This is a genomic window from Angustibacter sp. Root456 (assembly GCF_001426435.1).
Lineage (GTDB): Bacteria > Actinomycetota > Actinomycetes > Actinomycetales > Angustibacteraceae > Angustibacter.
This window is the reverse complement of sequence record NZ_LMER01000001.1, coordinates 340,328-357,029: the sequence shown is the minus strand read 5'-3', so window position 1 is coordinate 357,029 and position 16,702 is coordinate 340,328. Positions and strand designations below refer to the sequence as shown.

The window sequence follows — 16,702 nt, the reverse complement described above, 5'->3', positions numbered from 1 at the left end:
TCGGTCACTAACGTACAACCACATGGTTGTAGATCAGCGCGAGCTCACCGACGCCGAGGTCGACCGGATCTTCCGGGCCCTCGCTGACGCCACCCGGCGCGACATCGTCCGCCGCACTCTCATGAGCGAGGCGACGGTCTCGGCGCTCGCGCAGGACTACGACATGTCGTTCGCGGCCGTGCAGAAGCACGTGGCGGTGCTGGAGAGGGCGGGCCTGGTGACCAAGGAACCGCAGGGTCGTGAGCGCCTGGTGCGCGGCAACCCGACCGCCATCCAGCGCGCCCAGGCGCTCCTGGACTCCTACGAGCAGCTCTGGAGAGAGCGCATCTCGCGCCTCGACGCGCTGCTCGCCGACGACGACCACTGAGCCACGACGTTCACCACGAGAGGACCACCGCCATGCCCGTCACGTCCGTCCACCAAGACCCCGAAGCCCTGACGATGACCGTCGTCGCGGACTTCGCCGCCCCCCTGGAACGCCTCTGGGACGCCTACGCCGACCCGCGCCAGCTCGAGAGGTTCTGGGGGCCGCCGACGTACCCGGCGACGTTCACCCGGCACGACATGTACGTCGGCGGCCGCTCGGCGTACGCGATGACCGGCCCGGAGGGAGACGTCTCGCGCGGCTACTGGGAGTTCCTCGACGTCAAGGCGCCGTTCTCCTTCGAGGTGCGCGACGGCTTCGCCCACGCCGACGGCACGCCCAACAACGACCTGCCCTCGATGCGCATGACCTTCGCGTTCGAAGCCACCCCAGGCGGTTCGCGGCTCACCACCACCACGTACTTCGCCAGCATGGCCGAGCTCGAGCAGCTGGTCGGCATGGGCATGGAGGAGGGCATGCGCCAGGCCATGGGCCAGATCGACGACGTGCTCGCCGACCTGCACACGTTCGCCGCCGACCTGCCGGCCGCGGCCCAGGTGCTCAGCGACACCCAGGTACGCGTCGCCCGGGTCATCCGCGGCTCGGTGCAGCAGGTGTGGGACGCCCACCACGACCCGAAGCTGCTGCAGCAGTGGCTGCTCGGGCCGGACGGCTGGTCCATGCCGACGTGCGAGACCGGCACCGAGGTCGGCCAGACCTACCGTTACGAGTGGCGCCAGGACGACGGGGGAGCGACCTTCGGGTCCACCGGGGAGGTGCTCGAGATCGCCGCGCCGCACCGCGCCGTCACCTCCGAGCGGATGTACGGCGACGGCATCCCGGACGACGCACCGGCCACCACCAACGAGCTCACCCTCACACCCACGGACGGCGGCACGCTGCTCTCGCTCGTGATCACCTACCCCGACGCCCAGACCCGCGACATCGTCCTGGGCACCGGCATGGTGGGTGGTATGGAGACCAGCTACGAGCGGCTCGAGCGCACGGTGCTCGCCGGCTGACGGGCCCGCTGATCGGCCCCCGGCTCCTCACGCTGCGGCGCTACAGTCGCAGCGTGAGGAGCCGCTGCGCGCTGGTCGTCGGCTTCGACCGCAACCCCACGAGCCGGGCCGCGCTGGGGTTCGCGGTCGACCTGGCGCAGCGGCTCGCTGCCGACGTGCACGTCGTGCACGCCATCGACCTGTCGGACTACCCGGTCGACCCGGACTCGGCCACGTGGGAGGACGACGCGCAGGCCGCCGTCGCCGGTGAGCGGGCGTTGGCGGCCGAGGCGCTCAAGGACTTCACCGGGGCGTGGACCTACCGGCAGGCGCACGGCGAGCCGGCTGAGGTGCTGGCCAGCGTCGCCGACGAGGTCGACGCGCTCATGGTCGTCGTCGGGAGCCGGCGCGAGGGGCCGGGTGCGGCCATCAGCCACCTGGTCAGCCCGTCGGTGAGCAAGCGGCTGCTCGGCCACGCGGCCACGCGACCCGTGCTGGTCGTGCCGCGCGTGGCGGCGCTCAGCTGACGGCCGTGACGAGCGCGGCCGCGGCCGCCCAGCCCCCGAAGGCGGCCAGAAGGCCCGCAGCCAGGCTGGCGACGACGTTGACCAGCGCGCTGCCCACGGCGCCGTCCTCGACCAGTCGCACGGTCTCGAAGCCGAACGTCGAGAACGTCGTCAGCGCGCCGCAGAACCCGGTGCCGACGAGGGTCGCCACCCACGACGGCCACCCGGCCGCGGTGCTCGCGCCCACCACCGCGCCCAGCACGAGCGAGCCCAGCACGTTGACGGTGAGCGTGCCCCACGGCATGGCCGACCCCTGCCGCGACCGCACGTGCTGGTCGATCACGTAGCGCAGCGGTGCTCCGACGAAGCCGCCGACCAGCACGAGCAGCAGCGTCATGCGCCGTCCCCTCGGTGGCGCCGGTGGGCGCGGCGGGTCCGGACGACCAGGGCTCGGGTGAGGGTCAGCGCCACCCACACCGCGAGCAGCCCGGCGAGCAGTGAGCCCAGAAGGTACGCGGCGGCCAGGCCCGGCCGCCCGTCGACGAGCAGCGACCGCGTCTCGAGCGCGTAGGTCGAGAAGGTCGTGTACCCGCCGAGCACTCCCACGCCGAGGAAGGGGCGCACGAAGCGCCGCGGCGGCCACACGTCGACCACCAGCACCATGAGGACGCCGAGGGCCAGGCACCCGCTGACGTTCACCCCGAAGGTCGCCCACGGGACGTGGCCAGGCGCCGACGGGGCGACGTGCGCCAGGGCCCAGCGGGCCGCCGAGCCGAGCGCGCCGCCCGCGCCGATGGTGAGCAGCACCGGGCCGTCGCGACGCGGTGGGTGGCTCACGCGCTGCTCCTTCCCTCCCTGCGCCGTCGGCCGCCACCGTACCCGAGCGGTCGCACCCCGCTGTGCCGACCCGAGGTGCGATCCCCCAGGCTAGGTGCCGTGCCGGACCAGTCATCAGCCCTTCGTCGGCTGCTGGCCGTCGTTCCCGGGCTGGGGCTCGTCGCGGTGCTGACGCTCGTCGCGTACGCGGTGACGTGGGCGCTGCCGGGCATCAACTCGGCCACGGCCGCCGTGGTGCTCGGTGCGCTGGTGGCGAACCTGGGCCTGCACTGGGCGCCGTTCCACGACGGGACACGGTTCGCCGCGCACCGCCTGCTGCGCGTGGCCGTGGTGCTGCTGGGCCTGCAGCTCGCCCTCGGCCAGCTGGCGAGGCTCGGCGGGGTCGGGCTCGCGGTCGTCGTGGTCACGGTCGCCGTCACCTTCACCGGGACGCGGCTCGTGGGGCGCTGGATCGGCGTCCCGGGCCCGCGAGCCCTGCTCGTCGCGACCGGCTTCGCCATCTGCGGGGCCTCGGCCGTCGCCGCCATGAAGGAGGTGGCCGACGGCGACGACGACGACGCCGCCGTGGCGGTCGCTCTGGTGACGTTGTGCGGCAGCATCGCGATCTTCCTGCTCCCAGCCTTGCGCGGGCCGCTCGGCCTGGACGTCGCGGCCTTCGGCACCTGGACGGGCGCCAGCGTGCACGACGTCGGCCAGACCGTCGCGACCGCGAGCCAGGTGCCGGGTGCGCTCACCGCCGCCGTGGTGGTGAAGCTGAGCCGCGTCGTCCTGCTCGCACCGCTGGTGCTCGGGGTGGGCGTGCTGCGCAGCCGGCGCACGGCCGACGCCGTGGCCACCCGGCGCCCGCCCCTGGTGCCGCTGTTCGTGGTCGGTTTCCTCGCCGCGATCGCCCTGCGCAGCAGCGGGATGCTGCCGCCCGCTGCGCTGTCGGTCGCCGAGACGACGCAGCACCTGCTGCTCACCGCCGCCCTGGTGGGTCTGGGGACCGGCATCCACCTCGCGACCCTGCGCCGGACGGCGGGACGCAGCCTGCTGCTCGCCCTCATCAGCTGGGTGCTTGTGGCCGGCGTCGCCTACGGGGGAGTCGTGCTGCTCGGCGCGTGAGCGGTCACCTGCCGCCGACCGTGCTCTCCCGCACCACCAGCTCGAACGGCGCCTCCACCTCGTGCGGGCCCTCGGCGTCGGAGCCGTCGAGGCGGCCGGCGAGCAGATCGACCGCGCGGCTGGCGATGGCCTGCTTGTCCGGGCGGATGGTGGTGAGGCTCGGTGTGCTGAAGCGGCCGTCCTCGATGTCGTCGAACCCCACCACCGCCACGTCGTCGGGCACGCGCACGCCGCGCTCGGCGAGGGCGCGCAACGCGCCCAACGCCATCAGGTCGTTGAAGCAGAAGACTGCGTCCGGAGTGATCCCGGAGTCCAGCAGGTCGGCCATGGCCACCGCGCCGTCGGCGCGGTGGTAGGAGTCGGTAAACCGCACCAGCGCCCGGTTGGGCTCGATGTCGTTGGCCCGCAACGCTTCTGCGTAGCCACGGGCACGCAGCCGAGCGGTGCCGGCGGACTCGCGGCGCTGCTCGCCGATGGCGGCCACCCGGCGTCGTCCCAGCCCGAGCAGGTGCTCGACGGCGGTGCGGGCCGCGGCCACGTTGTCGATGGCCACGTGGTCGACCGGTCCGTCGAAGACCCGCTCGCCGAGCAGCACCATCGCGGTGCTGTCGCGGCGGGTGAGCAGCTCCTCGCGCCCCGAGGCCAGGGGGCTGAAGATGAGCCCGTCGATGAGGTGGCTGCGGATGCCGTCCATCACGAGGCGCTCGCGGTCGGCGAGGCCATCGGTCTGGTCGACCAGCACGGTCCACCCGCGCGCCTCGGCCGCCCGCACGACGTGGCGCGCGAGCTCGGCGAAGTAGGGACTGTCGATCTCCGGCACCGCCAGGGCGATGAGGCCGGTGCGCGAGCTGCGCAGCTGGCGGGCGGCCAGGTTGGGGCGGTAGTTGAGCTCGTCCAGGGCGGCCTGCACGCGCTCGCGCGTCGCCGGCGCGACGTGCTGGAAGCCGTTGACGACGTTCGACACCGTCTTGATCGAGACGCCTGCTCGCTCGGCGACGTGACGCAGGCTCACCACCCCGCGTCTGGACCTCGGCACCGCACCAGCCTAGCCCTCAGGTCTTTACAACGTTGGAAACGACCGGTAGGAATGGGCGACATCCGACATCCCCGACGAAGTGGAGCGGACGTGGGGTCTTCAGGAGCCGTGCTCGGCACGGCGCGGTTCGCGCTCGACCCGGCCTTCGTGGTGGCCCCGGTCGACCGCCGGCTGTTCGGCTCCTTCGTCGAGCACATGGGCCGCTGCGTCTACACCGGCATCTACGAGCCCGATCACCCGACGGCGGACGCCGAGGGCTTCCGCCAGGACGTCGCCGACCTCACGCGCGAGCTGGGCGTGTCGGTGGTGCGCTACCCCGGCGGCAACTTCGTCTCGAGCTACCGCTGGGAGGACGGCGTCGGCCCGCGGGCGGAGCGCCCTACGCGGCTCGACCTCGCCTGGCGAGGGATCGAACCGAACGACGTGGGGCTCAACGACTTCATGACGTGGGCCCGCCGCACGAACGTGGAGCCGATGATGGCGGTGAACCTCGGCACGCGCGGGGTCCAGGAGGCCGTCGACCTCATCGAGTACGCGAATCACCCCGAAGGCACCTACTTCTCCGACCTGCGGCGTTCGCACGGCGCCAAGGACCCGCACGACATCCGGTTGTGGTGTCTCGGCAACGAGCTCGACGGCCCGTGGCAGATGGGCCGCAAGACGCCGTACGAGTACGGACGCCTGGCCGCTGAGACGGCGAAGGCCATGCGCATGGTCGACCCACGCATCGAGCTCGTGGCGGTGGGCAGCTCCAACTCGAAGATGCCTACCTTCGGCGCCTGGGAGCGCGAGGTGCTCGAGCAGACGTACGAGCACGTCGACTACATCAGCCTGCACGACTACTACGAGGAGCGTGAGGGTGACCTCGCGTCGTTCCTCGCGACGTCCGTCGACATGGACGCGTTCATCGCGGCCGTGGTGGCGACGGCCGACAGCGTCGGCGCGCGGCTGCGCAGTCCGAAGCGGCTCAAGCTCTCGTTCGACGAGTGGAACGTCTGGTACCAGGCCAAGTTCGTGGGCCAGCAGAACCTCGACTGGACGTTCGCGCGAGACCTCATCGAAGACGAGTTCAACGCCGCGGACGCCGTGGTCGTGGGCAGCCTGCTCATCACCCTGCTGCGCCACGCCGACCGCGTCGGTGTCGCCTGCCAGGCCCAGCTGGTGAACGTCATCGCACCGATCCGCACCGAGGCGGGTGGTACGGCCTGGCGGCAGACGATCTTCCACCCCTTCGCGCACACCGCGCGGCTGGCCCGCGGCACCGTGCTGCGGGTCGAACCTCGTGGCCCGCAGGTCGACACGGCCGCGTTCGGGCCGGTGCCGGCACTCGACGCCGTCGCCACCTACGACGAGGCCACCGGAGAGGTCGTGGTGCTGGCGGTCAACCGCAGCACCAGCTCCTCACTCGCCCTCGACGTCGACCTGCGCGGTATCGAGGCCGCGCACGGCGCGCTGCGGCTCGTCGAGCACCTCGTCCTGGCTGACGACGACGTCCGGGCGACGAACAGCGCTGCGCACCCCGATCGCGTCACCGCCCGCGAGGGCCGTGACGCCAGCACGCAGGACGGCCGGCTCGCGGCCGTGCTGCCTCCGGTCTCCTGGACGGCGCTGCGCCTGCAGCCGAGCTCCAGCCAGACCTCGACCCCCACCTTCGCGTCCTCCCAGAGCTGAGCGAGGTCCACCGTGCGACAAGGCCTGCCCGCAGTCCTGACCGTCCTGAGCGCCGCGGCGCTGGCGGTAACCACCGTCGCGCCGGCGTCAGCGTCGACGCCAACGCGCAGCGGCGATCGCTACGTCAACCCGGTGAGCGCGGCGTTCGCCGACACGTTCGCCGACCCCTCAGTCATCCGCGGCAAGGACGGGTACTGGTACGCGTACGGGACGTCTGACCCGCTGCGCGGAGGCGAGAAGACGCCGCACCGCATCCCCATCGCCCGCTCGTCCGACCTCGTGACCTGGACGTACGTGGGCGACGCGTTCAGCGACGCGACGGTGCCCGGTTGGGCCGACACCTCCCGCGGTGCAGCGCTGTGGGCGCCCGACATCCGTTACGTCGACGGCCAGTACCGCATGTACTACGTCGTCACCGAGACCACGGCGACCGACGAGCCGAACGACAACGCCGTCGGCCTGGCCACGGCGCCGACGCCCGCCGGCCCGTGGACCGACAGCGGCGCACCGGTCGTCGGCCCGCGGCGCGGCGGCGCAGGGGAGCCAGGCAACTTCCTGTGGACCTTCGACCCGTCAGCCGTCACCGACACCGACGGCAGCCAGTGGCTGTTCTACGGCTCCTACTACGGCGGCATCTTCGTCCAGCGCCTCACGGACGACGGCACCCGCGTGGTCGGGGACGCCACGCGCGTCGCCATCGACAACAAGTTCGAGGGCGCGTACGTCGTCCGCAAGAACGGTTACTGGTACCTGTTCGCCTCCACCGCGAACTGCTGCGCTGGCCCAACCACCGGGTACAGCGTGCAGGTCGGCCGGTCTCGAGACCTGCGCGGCCCGTACGTCGACCGCGACGGCGTCCCGCTGACGGCGTCCCGGGCAGGTGGCACGCCGGCGTTGGTGCAGAACGGCAACCGCTGGGTCGGGGCCGGTCACAACGCGGTGGTCACCGACCTCGCCGGCCAGGACTGGATCGCCTACCACGCGATCGACCGCGGCACGCCCTACCTCGACGGCACGGACGGCATCAACCGGCGGCCCATGCTGCTCGACCGGCTCGACTGGATCGGCGGCTGGCCGACCACGCGCGCCGGTGCCGGCCCGAGCGCGACCCCGCAGCCCCCGCCGGCCACCGGCGGGGTGCGTAGCCTCGACGACGGCACGGTGCCGCCGTCCGGGTGGGCCGCCGTGGGTAGCTGGACTTCCGTCGCCGACGCGCAGTCCGGCCGCGCTGCTCACTCGCAGGGGCCGGCCGCTCTGGTGAGCCGGCGCTCGGTGGGCGGTGACGTGCGGGTCGAGGCCGACGTCCGCAGTGGCGGCGCGGCCGTCGGCCTGGCGGTCGGTGACCCGCGAGCCCGCGACGGCGTCGTCGCCACCGTGCAGCCGAAGACGCACCGGCTCGTGCTGCAAGAGCGCCGGGCCGGCCGGGTCGTGCGCTCGCAGACCGCCGTCCTGCCCGCCGGGGCCGACCTCGCGAGGTGGCACTCGCTGGCCCTCGACGTCCGGCGCCGCACGGCCCACGCGCAGCTCAGCTCAGCCCGGCTGGGTGACCCCCTGGCCGACCTGACGCTGGTGCTGCGGGCCGACCCCGGCCCGCGCGCTGCCGTGGTCGCCGACGCCGCGGGTGCCGTCGTCGACAACCTCAGCGTGAACCGCGCGTCGCGCCCGGTGACCCGCCCGGTGCGCGACGACGTCCCGAGCCGGCTCGACCCCTCGGCGAGCGACGAGTTCACCGGCGGTGCTCTCGCGCCGGGCTGGTCGTGGGTGCGCGAGGACCCGGCCGCCACGGTGGTCGACGGGATGCTGCGCTGGCCTACCGAGGCGGCGGACCTGACCGGCACGAGCAACGACGCCGGCGTGCTGCTGCGCGATCCCGGCGCCGGCGACTGGACCATCCAGACCCAGGTGACCAACGACCTCGGCACCGACGACGTCCGCAACTTCGAGCAGGGCGGGCTGGTCGTGTACGTCGACGACGACCTGTTCGTCCGGCTGTCGCACGTCGCGATCTGGAACACCCGGCAGACCGAGTTCGGCAAGGAGATGCCGTACGCAGGTCGCCTCTCGTACGGCGGCACGATCGTCGGGCCGCCCGACACCACGACGCTTCTGCGGATCACCCACCACGTCGACCCCGCCACGGGAGAGCACCTGCTGCGCGCGTGGAGCCGGCGCCCGGGTGACCCATGGGTGCGCGGCGGCGTCTGGGCGCTGCCGGCCGGATCCCAGCTGCGCGTCGGCCTGGTCTCGCAGGGCGGCACCGGCGCCACGAACGACTTCGACTACTTCCGTCTGTACCGCTGACCCGTCTGCACCCCCGACCCGTCTGCACCCCTGAGCGGCAACCCTCACCCCGAGAGAGGCACCCACCATGTCCGAGCTCATCACCCCCGACGGCTTCAGCCGTCGTCGCTTCATCACGCTAGGCGGAGCCGTCGCGACCGGCGCGCTGCTGAGCGCCTGCGGGGGAGGCAAGTCGGCCAGTGACACCGCCGGTGGCAAGGCGGCCGGCAGCACCTTCAAGGGCACCTACGACGGTCCGGCGATCACGCTGTCGTACTGGAACGGCTTCACCGGTGGTGACGGCCCGTTCATGAAGAAGATGGTCGAGCAGTTCATGAAGGACCACCCGAAGATCACCATCACGTCCAACACCGTCGAGTGGGCGCAGTACTACCAGCGCGTCCCCGCTGCGGTGCAGGCCGGCAAGGGCCCGGACGTCGGTGCCATGCACCTCGACCAGCTGGCCACCAACGCCGCCCGCAACGTCATCGTGCCCATCGACGACCTCGCCACGTCGTTGGGCCTGACCGCGGACGACTTCCCGAAGGAGGTCTGGGACGCCGGTATCTACAAGGGCAAGCGGTACGGGATCCCGCTCGACGTCCACTCGCTCGCGCAGTACTACAACACCGACATGTTCAAGCAGGCGGGCATCAGCGAGGCGCCCACGGACGACGCCTCCATGCAGGACGCCCTGGCCAAGCTGAAGTCGGCCGGCATCACGTACCCGTTCTGGATGCCGAGCCGTTGGCCGGCGCACCTGATGTTCCTGTCGCTGCTGTGGCAGTTCGGTGGGGAGCCCTACGCGCCGGACGGTGCCAAGGCCACGTTCGACTCCGACGCAGGCGTCAAGGCACTCACGTGGATGGTCGACATCGTCCAGAAGGGCTACAGCCCGACCAACGTCGCCCAGGACTCGCAGTACGTCGGCTTCAAGAACAAGAAGCTCGCCACGACGTGGGACGGCATCTGGCAGATCAACGACCTCAAGGCGTCGGGGCTGCCGTTCGCGCTGGCGCCCCTGCCGAACATCGGCGGCCAGCCGCTCGCCTGGGCGAACTCCCACAACTTCTACATCACGCGGCAGGCCACCAGCGAGGAGAACAAGCTCAACGCCGCGAAGACGTTCATCGACTGGATGAGCAAGCACTCGGCTGAGTGGGCAGGGGCCGGCATGATCCCGGCGCGCAAGTCGGTGCGCGAGAGCGCGAAGGTGCAGGACACCGTGCAAGGACCGATCGCGGCGCAGGTGCAGAACCTGCGGTTCCTGCCTCCGGTGCCCGGGCTCGGTGACGTGCAGGCCCAGACGCTCGAGATCGCGGTGGCCGACGCGGTGCTCGGCAAGAAGCAGCCCGCCGACGCGCTGAAGTCGGCCGCCGACAAGGCGACCCAGCTGATGGAGGCGAACAAGAAGAAGTTCGAGGCCTGACCATGACGGCCCCGCAGACCGACCGCCCGACGCCTGGAGCCGCCCTGGCTCCGGGCGCGGCGAGCGGCGTGGTGCCGGGGGACACCGCCCGCAGCCGCCGACGACGCAGCACCACGAACCAGACCGGTGCCGCGTGGCTGTTCATGACGCCCTACCTGGTGCTGTTCGGGGTGTTCGTCATCGCCCCGATCGTCTACGGCGTCTGGATCAGCCTGCACGACTACGACTACACGCTGCCGGGCAAGCCGTGGGTGGGGCTCGACAACTACGTCAAGCTCGTCGACCCGAGCTCCACCACCTTCTCCGACTTCTGGTCGGCGATGCGGGCCACCGGCATCTTCACGGTGCTCAGCGTGCCGTTGCTCCTGGTCATCCCGTTGGTCGTGGCACTGGTGATGAACAAGAAGTTCCCGGGCCGCAACCTGTTCCGCGCGATCTACTTCGCGCCGTACGTCCTCGGCGTCGCCGTCGTCGCCGTGATCTGGCGGTTCCTGCTCGACTCCAACATCGGCGTCGTCAACCAGTACCTCGGGGCCGTCGGCCTGCCGGACAACATCGCCTGGCTGACGTCGACGCCTGCAGCCTGGGTGGCGCTCGTCGGCGTCACCGTGTGGTGGACGCTCGGCTTCAACGCCGTCATCTACCTGGCCGGGCTGCAGGACATCTCGCCCGAGCTCTACGAGGCGGCGCGGGTCGACGGCGCCAACCGGTGGCAGAGCTTCTGGAACGTGACGTTCCCTGGCCTGCGTCCGGTGCTGTCGTTCGTCACGATGATCACGATCATCGCGTCGGCCAACATGTTCGGGCAGGCCTACCTCATGACGCGCGGGGCTCCGGGCGTCGAGACCCGCACGGTCATCTACTACATCACCGACACGGGGCTGCGGAACTACCACATGGGGGACGCCGCGGCGATGTCGTACGTGCTGACGGTGATGCTGATGCTCCTGAGCGTCGGGGTGTTCTGGCTGTTCCGCGAGAGGAGGGCCTGAGCCATGGCCATGACCGCGACCGTCCGACGGCGGCAGGCCGCCGGCCGCTACGTGCCCCTGACGGTGCTCGGGCTGCTGTTCGTCAGCCCGTTGCTGTTCATGCTCGTGACGTCGTTCAAGACGCGCCAGGAGTCGGCCGCCGTCCCGCCGACGTGGATCCCGCGGCACCCGACGACGCAGGCCTACGACTCGGTGCTCAACGCCTCGGGAACCCCCGTGCTGCACTGGTTCCTCAACAGCATGGTGGCCGCGTCGGCCAACGCCCTGCTGGTGGTGCTGACCGCTGCCCTGGCGGCATACCCGTTGGCGCGCATGGATTTCAGGGGAAAGCGGGTCGTCTTCGCGCTCATCGTGGTGACCCTCTTCGTGCCGCCCGTGATCCTCGTCATCCCGAACTACCTCATCGTCGGCGACCTGCGCTGGCTCGACACCCTGCTGGCGGTGATCGTCCCCACGGCGGCCGGCGCGTTCGGCGTCTTCTTCCTCCGGCAGTTCTTCCTGTCGCTGCCGCGCGAGCTCGAGGAGGCCGCTCGCCTCGACGGGGCGAACCTGCTGCAGGTGTTCCTGCGGGTGGTGCTGCCGCTGTCGAAGCCTGCGCTGGTCACGCTGGCCGTCCTGTCGTTCCTCACCAACTGGAACGACTTCCTCTGGCCCGTGTACGTGCTGTTCAGCCCTGAGTCGCAGACGCTGCCCGCTGGCCTGGCAACGCTGCAGTCCGCGAACAACGTCCGTTACGACCTCCTGATGGCCGGGGCCGTCGTGGCCAGCGTGCCGGTGCTGCTGCTGTACGTCTTCGCCCAGCGCTTCATCATCGAAGGCGTCTCCCGCTCCGGGCTGAAGGGGTGAGGGAGCTGAGCTCATGACCGTGCCTCTGCCCCAGCTGCGCCTCACGCGGCTGCGCCGGCACGTACGCAGCACGGGCGGCGTGACGGTGGCCGAGGTCGTCGAGATGTTCGGTGTCTCGCCGATGACCGCCCACCGCGATCTCGCGGCGCTCAGCCGCACGACCCCCGACGTGCAGCGCGTGCAGGGGGGCGCCGTCCGGACGTCGTCGTCGCCGTGGGAGCGGCCCGAGGGCTAGCGTGGCCGCGTGGCAGTGACCTGGCGGTCGGCGCTGGCCTGGCGGTTGCGACGCCACCAGCTCGACCCACCTGGCCGCGGCGCGGTGGTCGACGTCGTGCGGCAGCTCGGCGCCGTGCCCGCGTGGCCCGACAGCACGGCCGAGCTCGCGGTCGCCGCGCGCCGCGGCGGTCGGGTGGGGGACGCCACGCGCGCGCTCGAGGCGCGCGAGGTGGTCAAGGCGTTCACCTTCCGCGGCGGCACCCACCTCATGACGCCGCAGGACGCCGGCGCCTACCTCGCGGTGCGTGCGTCCGGTCGCATGTGGGAGCTGCCCAGCTGGCGCAGCTTCTACCAGCTCGAGGCGTCGGACTGGCCGGCCTTTCGCGCCTTCGTCCGCGATGCCGTGGCCGAGCGGCCGCTCACCGTCGCCGAGCTGGCTGCGAAGCTGCGCCGCAGCCGGCGCTACCGCCGCGTCGGCGAGGCCATCGCCGAGGGCAACGAGACCGTTCTCAAACCCCTCACCTGGCAGGGCGACGTCGGTCTGGGCAGCGGCCCGCAGGGAAGGCTGACCCTGCTTCGGCTCGAGGACGTCCCCGGCTGGGCCGGCCTCCCCGAGCTCGAGGAAGCCGGCCACGCCGTCGTCACGGCGTACCTGCGCACGCACGGGCCCTCAACGGCCGAGCGGGTCCACGAGTGGGTGGGCAAGGGGCTCGGCGGCCGCCGGCGGGACGTCACGCGCTGGCTGTACGCCCTCGACGACCAGCTGGCGCGCATCAGCATCGAGGGCGAGGTCGTGCTGGTGCTCGCGGACGACGTCGATGACCTGCGTGCGGCGCGCCCGTCGTCCGCTGTCGTGCTGCTTCCGGCTCGCGATCCCTGGGTCATGGCGCCCGGGACGTCGGACGTGCGGGTGGTGCCGCCAGCGCGCCGCCAAGACGTCAGCCAGTCGGCGAACCTCGTGGTGCACGGTGGTGTCGTGGCCGGTACCTGGAAGGTGCAGGGCGAACGCCTGACGGCAGACTGGTTCCGCGAGTGCATGCCGCCCGAGCCCGCCGCGCTCGAGCGCGCCGTCGAGGCACTGGGCGCCGCGCTCGGTCGTCCGCTGCGGCTCAGTCCAGCTCGGTGATGGTGCGCTCCAGCGCACTGCGTGCCGCGTCCAGCATGCCGGCGGGCGGCAGCTGGTCCAGCAGCCAACGACCACGGTCGAGGTCGGCCAGGATCTGCTGCCGAACGGCCGCGGGCGCCTCCGGCAGCAGCGCGCGGTAGACGTCGAGCACCCGGGACGCCGTGAGGTGCTGGTGCGACTCGTGCGCCACCACGAGCAGGCCGTAGATGGCGTCGAGCAGCTGGTCGAGGTAGGTGTCCGGGTACACCACGCTGAGTGGCTCCGTCGGCTCCTGGCCGCGGTCGTCGTCCTCGTCGAAGCGGCGCGCCACGAGGTCCTTCAGGATGTCCAGGCCCTGGCGAGCCACCTGCGGACTGTGCTTGGACGTCGACCCGCTCGTCCAGGCGATGTTGGTGATCTCCGCGACGCCGGTGGTGGCGTCGCGGGAGATGTCACGCCACTGGTCCAGCAGGATGGCGGAGCGGATGTCGTGGGCGAGCGTGCGCGCCACGCCCTCCTCGTCGTCGTAGACGGTGGCGATGACGTCGCCGTAGGTGACGGCCTGGCCGAGGGTGACCTGCAGCCGGATCTCGGCCCGGGGTGCCCGCTCCAGCGCGCGGCCGAGGCTCTGCACGTCGATGCCGGTGACGAACCCGGTCTGGTCCGAGCGGTACCGCGCCGTCACGCCATCGGTGCGACGCGGTGCTCTCAGGGTGCAGCGGCGCAGCGGCGCCTGCAGGCTGCGCGCCGTGAGGGTCTGCCGGTGGATCTGGCGCAGCACGTTGGCCGGCCGCATCTGGTCGATCGTCACGTAGATGAGCACCAGCAGCAGCACCATCGCGACCACCGTGAGCAGCGTCGCGATCGCTGCCCCCACCACGGGGGGCGTGCCGGTCTGCGCCGCCATCACGAGGTACGCGAACACGCACAGCCCGACGAAGAACCCGAGCAGCAGCTGGTTGATGCGGCGGCGTACGAACTGGTCGAACACGACGGGGGAGAGGTTCGAGGCCGTCTGCTGGGCCGCGAGCAGCAGCACCGAGAACGTGATGGAGGTGACGGTGATCAGCCCGGTCGCGATCGCCTGCAAGGCCGTCGACGCCGACTTGCTGCCGATGACCTGACCCACGGCGTCTCGTAGCCCGTGCAGCACGGCCACGTGGCCCTCGTCGGCCACCACGGAGAGCACCGCGAGGGCCAGGAAGGCCAGCACCACGAGGCTGGGCACCATGGCGAACTCGCGGAAGGCCCGTCGCACCAGCACCAAGCCGTGCGGTGTGCGGGCGGCCAGAGGCTGACCTGTCTCGCGCTTGCTCACGGTCGTGCCACCTCGATGTCCTTCCAGTCGTAGAGCATCTCGTCGCTCAGCGTGCGTAGGGGGGCGTCCCAGCGCGCTCGCAGCGCGACGTACTCGTCAGCGCCTTGCTGCACGTCGGCGACGACGGCCAGTCCAGCGGCCCGGAGCACCTCCACCTCGGCGCAGAACCGGCTGCGCCAGTGCGCGATCCGCTCGTCGTCGGGGGACTTCGCCTCAGCCCGCGGCACCAGCTCCTGCAGCGTCTGCATGCCGGCGGCGACGAGCTGGTAGACCGCCGAGGAGCGGATCAGCCCGCGGTAGCGGTCACCGGCGAGCGCGGTCTGCACGAGCGTCGCGGAGTCCAGCGCGAGCAGGAGCAGCCGGGGGAGGGCGTACCGGTGCTGGCGGAAGTGGAAGTACCGCAGCACCGGGTACGAGCGGTGGGTCTCGGCCGTGTGCGTGAGGAACTCGGCGATCGTCGACAGCTGCGGCCGCGACTGCGGCAGATCGCCGTCGTCAGCGAGGCCGACGAGGAGCTGGACGGGGTCGCCCGTGTCGAAGGTGCGGTGGTGCAGCGTGGCCGAGAAGCTCTTGCGCGACACCAGCGCGTTGTAGACCGACAGGAAGTACGTCAGCACCATGGTGAAGGCGCTGAACCCCAGGGCCGCTTCGGCGATGGTCAGCAGCCGGTAGAGGTCGGTCGACGCGATGACGTCACCGGTGCCGAGGGTGGTCAGCGAGAAGCCGCTGTAGTACAGCGCCGTCGCGAAGTCGGTGTTGGTGTGGCCCTGGGCGGCGCTGATCCCGTGCCCCAGCGCGGGCTGGTACACCAGCGCCCAGCCGACCATCAGCAGCGCCACCCACACGAGGATCGTCACCGCGATCTGCACCGGCCCGCTGTAGGCGAGGAACCGCCGGCGCGTGCGGTGGCGCATCGGTCGGGCGAGCATCGCGAAGCCGCGCCACGTGAGCTTCGACAGCGGACGGCGGATCGGCCCGTGCCCGCTCGCCGGGAAGAGCACCGTGAAGAACACGTCGGCGATCACCAGCGTCACGCACGCGCCGCCGACAACCTGCAGGGCCGCAGGCCAGGCCGTCATCGGATCCGCCACCTCCGCTGCGCTGTGCCGCTCGTGAGGGTCGCGCCAGCGGGCGCAGCGACCGCTCGCACGCGACGGCGCGAGTCCGACGTCAGGGCGAGCACCACGAGCTTGCGGATCGCCACGAGCGCCGCGGCGCCCGCGATCGCCGTCCAGGTGTCGAGGAAGGTCAGGCGCAGCAGCCCGGCGCCGAGAAGAAGGTCGAGCAGGACGCCGAGGGCCGGCCGCGGGCGGCGCGTGGCCGCGAGTGTCAGCGCGGCGAGCAGCACACCAGCCGCAGCGAGCACCAGGGCCGCCGCGCTCGACAAGGTGGCGAGGTTCATGGCCGCGAGGCTGCGGTGTGCGGGCCCGTCGCGGGCGGTCGCGGCTGGGCCGGGTCGTGATCGCGGGCGATGACGTCCTGCTCCTCACGGATCTCGCGGGCGAGGAAGAAGTTCAGGGCCGTCCGGATCGCCGCGACGGCGGCCAGCTTGCCGAGCTCCTCGAAGCTCGGTGCGATCGCGGTGCGCAGGACGTCGGAGGCGAGCTGGAACTCCAGGCCCAGGGCGAGGAACCGGCCCAGGGTCAACCGCACCGGCACGAACGCGTCGGCGTCGCGGCGGGGGAGCACGCCCACGAACCGGACGAACGCCAGGAAGGCACCGGCCACGATCACCAGCGCCCCCGCCGCCTCGACGAGGATCACCAAGGCGTCGACGCCGGAGCGCAGCCAGTCGTCCGAGATCAAGGTCTGCGCGGTCGGCACGCACGCTCCTTTCGTCGGCAGGTGGCCCTCTACGATTGCAGGCGCGCAAGCATTGCGCCTGCCGAACCTCACCCCCGTCCCGCACGTCGGATCCGAAGTGCGCGCCAGGGGCGCCGGGTGACGGCGGGAGGCGGGGCCCGGGCTCGCGGTTGTCTTGACTGGTTCAAGAAAGT

18 protein-coding genes are annotated in these 16,702 nt (G+C 71.8%); 11 read left to right on the top strand and 7 right to left on the bottom strand.

Annotation, left to right across the window (positions count from 1 at the left end):
- The first annotated feature begins 22 nt into the window (after window positions 1–22).
- From ASD06_RS01680 to ASD06_RS19075, 3 genes are read left to right on the top strand one after another with little or no spacing between them, the layout of a single operon-like run.
- The gene (locus ASD06_RS01680) at window positions 23–367 is read left to right on the top strand and encodes a helix-turn-helix transcriptional regulator (RefSeq protein WP_056672283.1); all 345 of its coding nucleotides are present in this window, start codon (window positions 23–25) and stop codon (window positions 365–367) included.
- A 32-nt stretch (window positions 368–399) separates the two neighbouring features.
- Window positions 400–1,386: an SRPBCC family protein gene (locus ASD06_RS01675; RefSeq protein WP_056672281.1), complete on the top strand. Its 987-nt coding sequence runs from the start codon at window positions 400–402 to the stop codon at window positions 1,384–1,386.
- A 53-nt stretch (window positions 1,387–1,439) separates the two neighbouring features.
- Window positions 1,440–1,892, top strand: coding sequence for a universal stress protein (locus ASD06_RS19075; RefSeq protein ID WP_056672279.1), 453 nt, complete (start codon window positions 1,440–1,442; stop codon window positions 1,890–1,892).
- Here ASD06_RS19075 and crcB (ASD06_RS01665) read toward each other — a convergent pair.
- The gene (crcB, locus tag ASD06_RS01665) at window positions 1,885–2,268 is read right to left on the bottom strand and encodes a fluoride efflux transporter CrcB (RefSeq protein ID WP_056672277.1); all 384 of its coding nucleotides are present in this window, start codon (window positions 2,266–2,268) and stop codon (window positions 1,885–1,887) included. The genes ASD06_RS19075 and crcB (ASD06_RS01665) overlap by 8 nt on opposite strands.
- Window positions 2,265–2,708, bottom strand: a complete 444-nt coding sequence (gene crcB / locus ASD06_RS01660) for a fluoride efflux transporter CrcB (protein WP_056672275.1) — start codon at window positions 2,706–2,708, stop codon at window positions 2,265–2,267. Before crcB (ASD06_RS01660) ends, crcB (ASD06_RS01665) begins: the two co-directional genes overlap by 4 nt.
- Before the next feature lie 99 nt (window positions 2,709–2,807).
- Here crcB (ASD06_RS01660) and ASD06_RS01655 point away from each other — a divergent pair, with 99 nt between their 5' ends.
- Window positions 2,808–3,812: a YeiH family protein gene (locus ASD06_RS01655; protein WP_056672274.1), complete on the top strand. Its 1,005-nt coding sequence runs from the start codon at window positions 2,808–2,810 to the stop codon at window positions 3,810–3,812.
- A gap of 4 nt (window positions 3,813–3,816) precedes the next feature.
- On the opposite strand, the gene ASD06_RS01650 is transcribed toward ASD06_RS01655, so the two are convergent.
- The gene (locus ASD06_RS01650) at window positions 3,817–4,824 is read right to left on the bottom strand and encodes a LacI family DNA-binding transcriptional regulator (protein ID WP_235502172.1); all 1,008 of its coding nucleotides are present in this window, start codon (window positions 4,822–4,824) and stop codon (window positions 3,817–3,819) included.
- Window positions 4,825–4,938: 114 nt separating this feature from the next.
- Between ASD06_RS01650 and ASD06_RS01645 the strand changes: the two genes are divergently transcribed.
- From ASD06_RS01645 to ASD06_RS01615, 7 genes are all read left to right on the top strand, one after another.
- Entirely contained in the window at window positions 4,939–6,519 is a 1,581-nt protein-coding gene (locus ASD06_RS01645) for an alpha-N-arabinofuranosidase (protein ID WP_235502171.1), read from the top strand.
- A 12-nt stretch (window positions 6,520–6,531) separates the two neighbouring features.
- Window positions 6,532–8,820, top strand: coding sequence for a family 43 glycosylhydrolase (locus ASD06_RS01640; RefSeq protein WP_056672269.1), 2,289 nt, complete (start codon window positions 6,532–6,534; stop codon window positions 8,818–8,820).
- Between the two features lie 67 nt (window positions 8,821–8,887).
- Window positions 8,888–10,228: an ABC transporter substrate-binding protein gene (locus ASD06_RS01635; protein WP_056672268.1), complete on the top strand. Its 1,341-nt coding sequence runs from the start codon at window positions 8,888–8,890 to the stop codon at window positions 10,226–10,228.
- Between the two features lie 2 nt (window positions 10,229–10,230).
- Window positions 10,231–11,220 carry a carbohydrate ABC transporter permease gene (locus ASD06_RS01630; protein ID WP_082537571.1) on the top strand — a complete coding sequence of 330 codons (990 nt, stop codon included), beginning with the start codon at window positions 10,231–10,233 and terminating at the stop codon, window positions 11,218–11,220.
- Between the two features lie 9 nt (window positions 11,221–11,229).
- Entirely contained in the window at window positions 11,230–12,066 is an 837-nt protein-coding gene (locus ASD06_RS01625; RefSeq protein ID WP_056672960.1) for a carbohydrate ABC transporter permease, read from the top strand.
- A 13-nt stretch (window positions 12,067–12,079) separates the two neighbouring features.
- Window positions 12,080–12,301: a DeoR family transcriptional regulator gene (locus ASD06_RS01620; protein WP_056672267.1), complete on the top strand. Its 222-nt coding sequence runs from the start codon at window positions 12,080–12,082 to the stop codon at window positions 12,299–12,301.
- A gap of 9 nt (window positions 12,302–12,310) precedes the next feature.
- Window positions 12,311–13,408, top strand: a complete 1,098-nt coding sequence (locus tag ASD06_RS01615; RefSeq protein WP_082537570.1) for a DNA glycosylase AlkZ-like family protein — start codon at window positions 12,311–12,313, stop codon at window positions 13,406–13,408.
- On the opposite strand, the gene ASD06_RS01610 is transcribed toward ASD06_RS01615, so the two are convergent.
- From ASD06_RS01610 to ASD06_RS01595, 4 genes are read right to left on the bottom strand one after another with little or no spacing between them, the layout of a single operon-like run.
- Complete coding sequence (locus tag ASD06_RS01610; protein WP_056672263.1) at window positions 13,392–14,705, bottom strand: DUF2254 family protein; 1,314 nt, start codon at window positions 14,703–14,705, stop codon at window positions 13,392–13,394. The genes ASD06_RS01615 and ASD06_RS01610 overlap by 17 nt on opposite strands.
- Window positions 14,702–15,784 (bottom strand): potassium channel family protein, encoded by a 1,083-nt coding sequence (locus ASD06_RS01605; RefSeq protein ID WP_056672261.1) that lies wholly within the window; start codon window positions 15,782–15,784, stop codon window positions 14,702–14,704. The genes ASD06_RS01610 and ASD06_RS01605 overlap by 4 nt, the downstream gene beginning before the upstream one ends.
- Window positions 15,781–16,107: a hypothetical protein gene (locus tag ASD06_RS01600; RefSeq protein ID WP_200941786.1), complete on the bottom strand. Its 327-nt coding sequence runs from the start codon at window positions 16,105–16,107 to the stop codon at window positions 15,781–15,783. Before ASD06_RS01600 ends, ASD06_RS01605 begins: the two co-directional genes overlap by 4 nt.
- Complete coding sequence (locus ASD06_RS01595; RefSeq protein ID WP_056672260.1) at window positions 16,104–16,529, bottom strand: DUF1622 domain-containing protein; 426 nt, start codon at window positions 16,527–16,529, stop codon at window positions 16,104–16,106. Before ASD06_RS01595 ends, ASD06_RS01600 begins: the two co-directional genes overlap by 4 nt.
- Window positions 16,530–16,702: the final 173 nt, after the last annotated feature.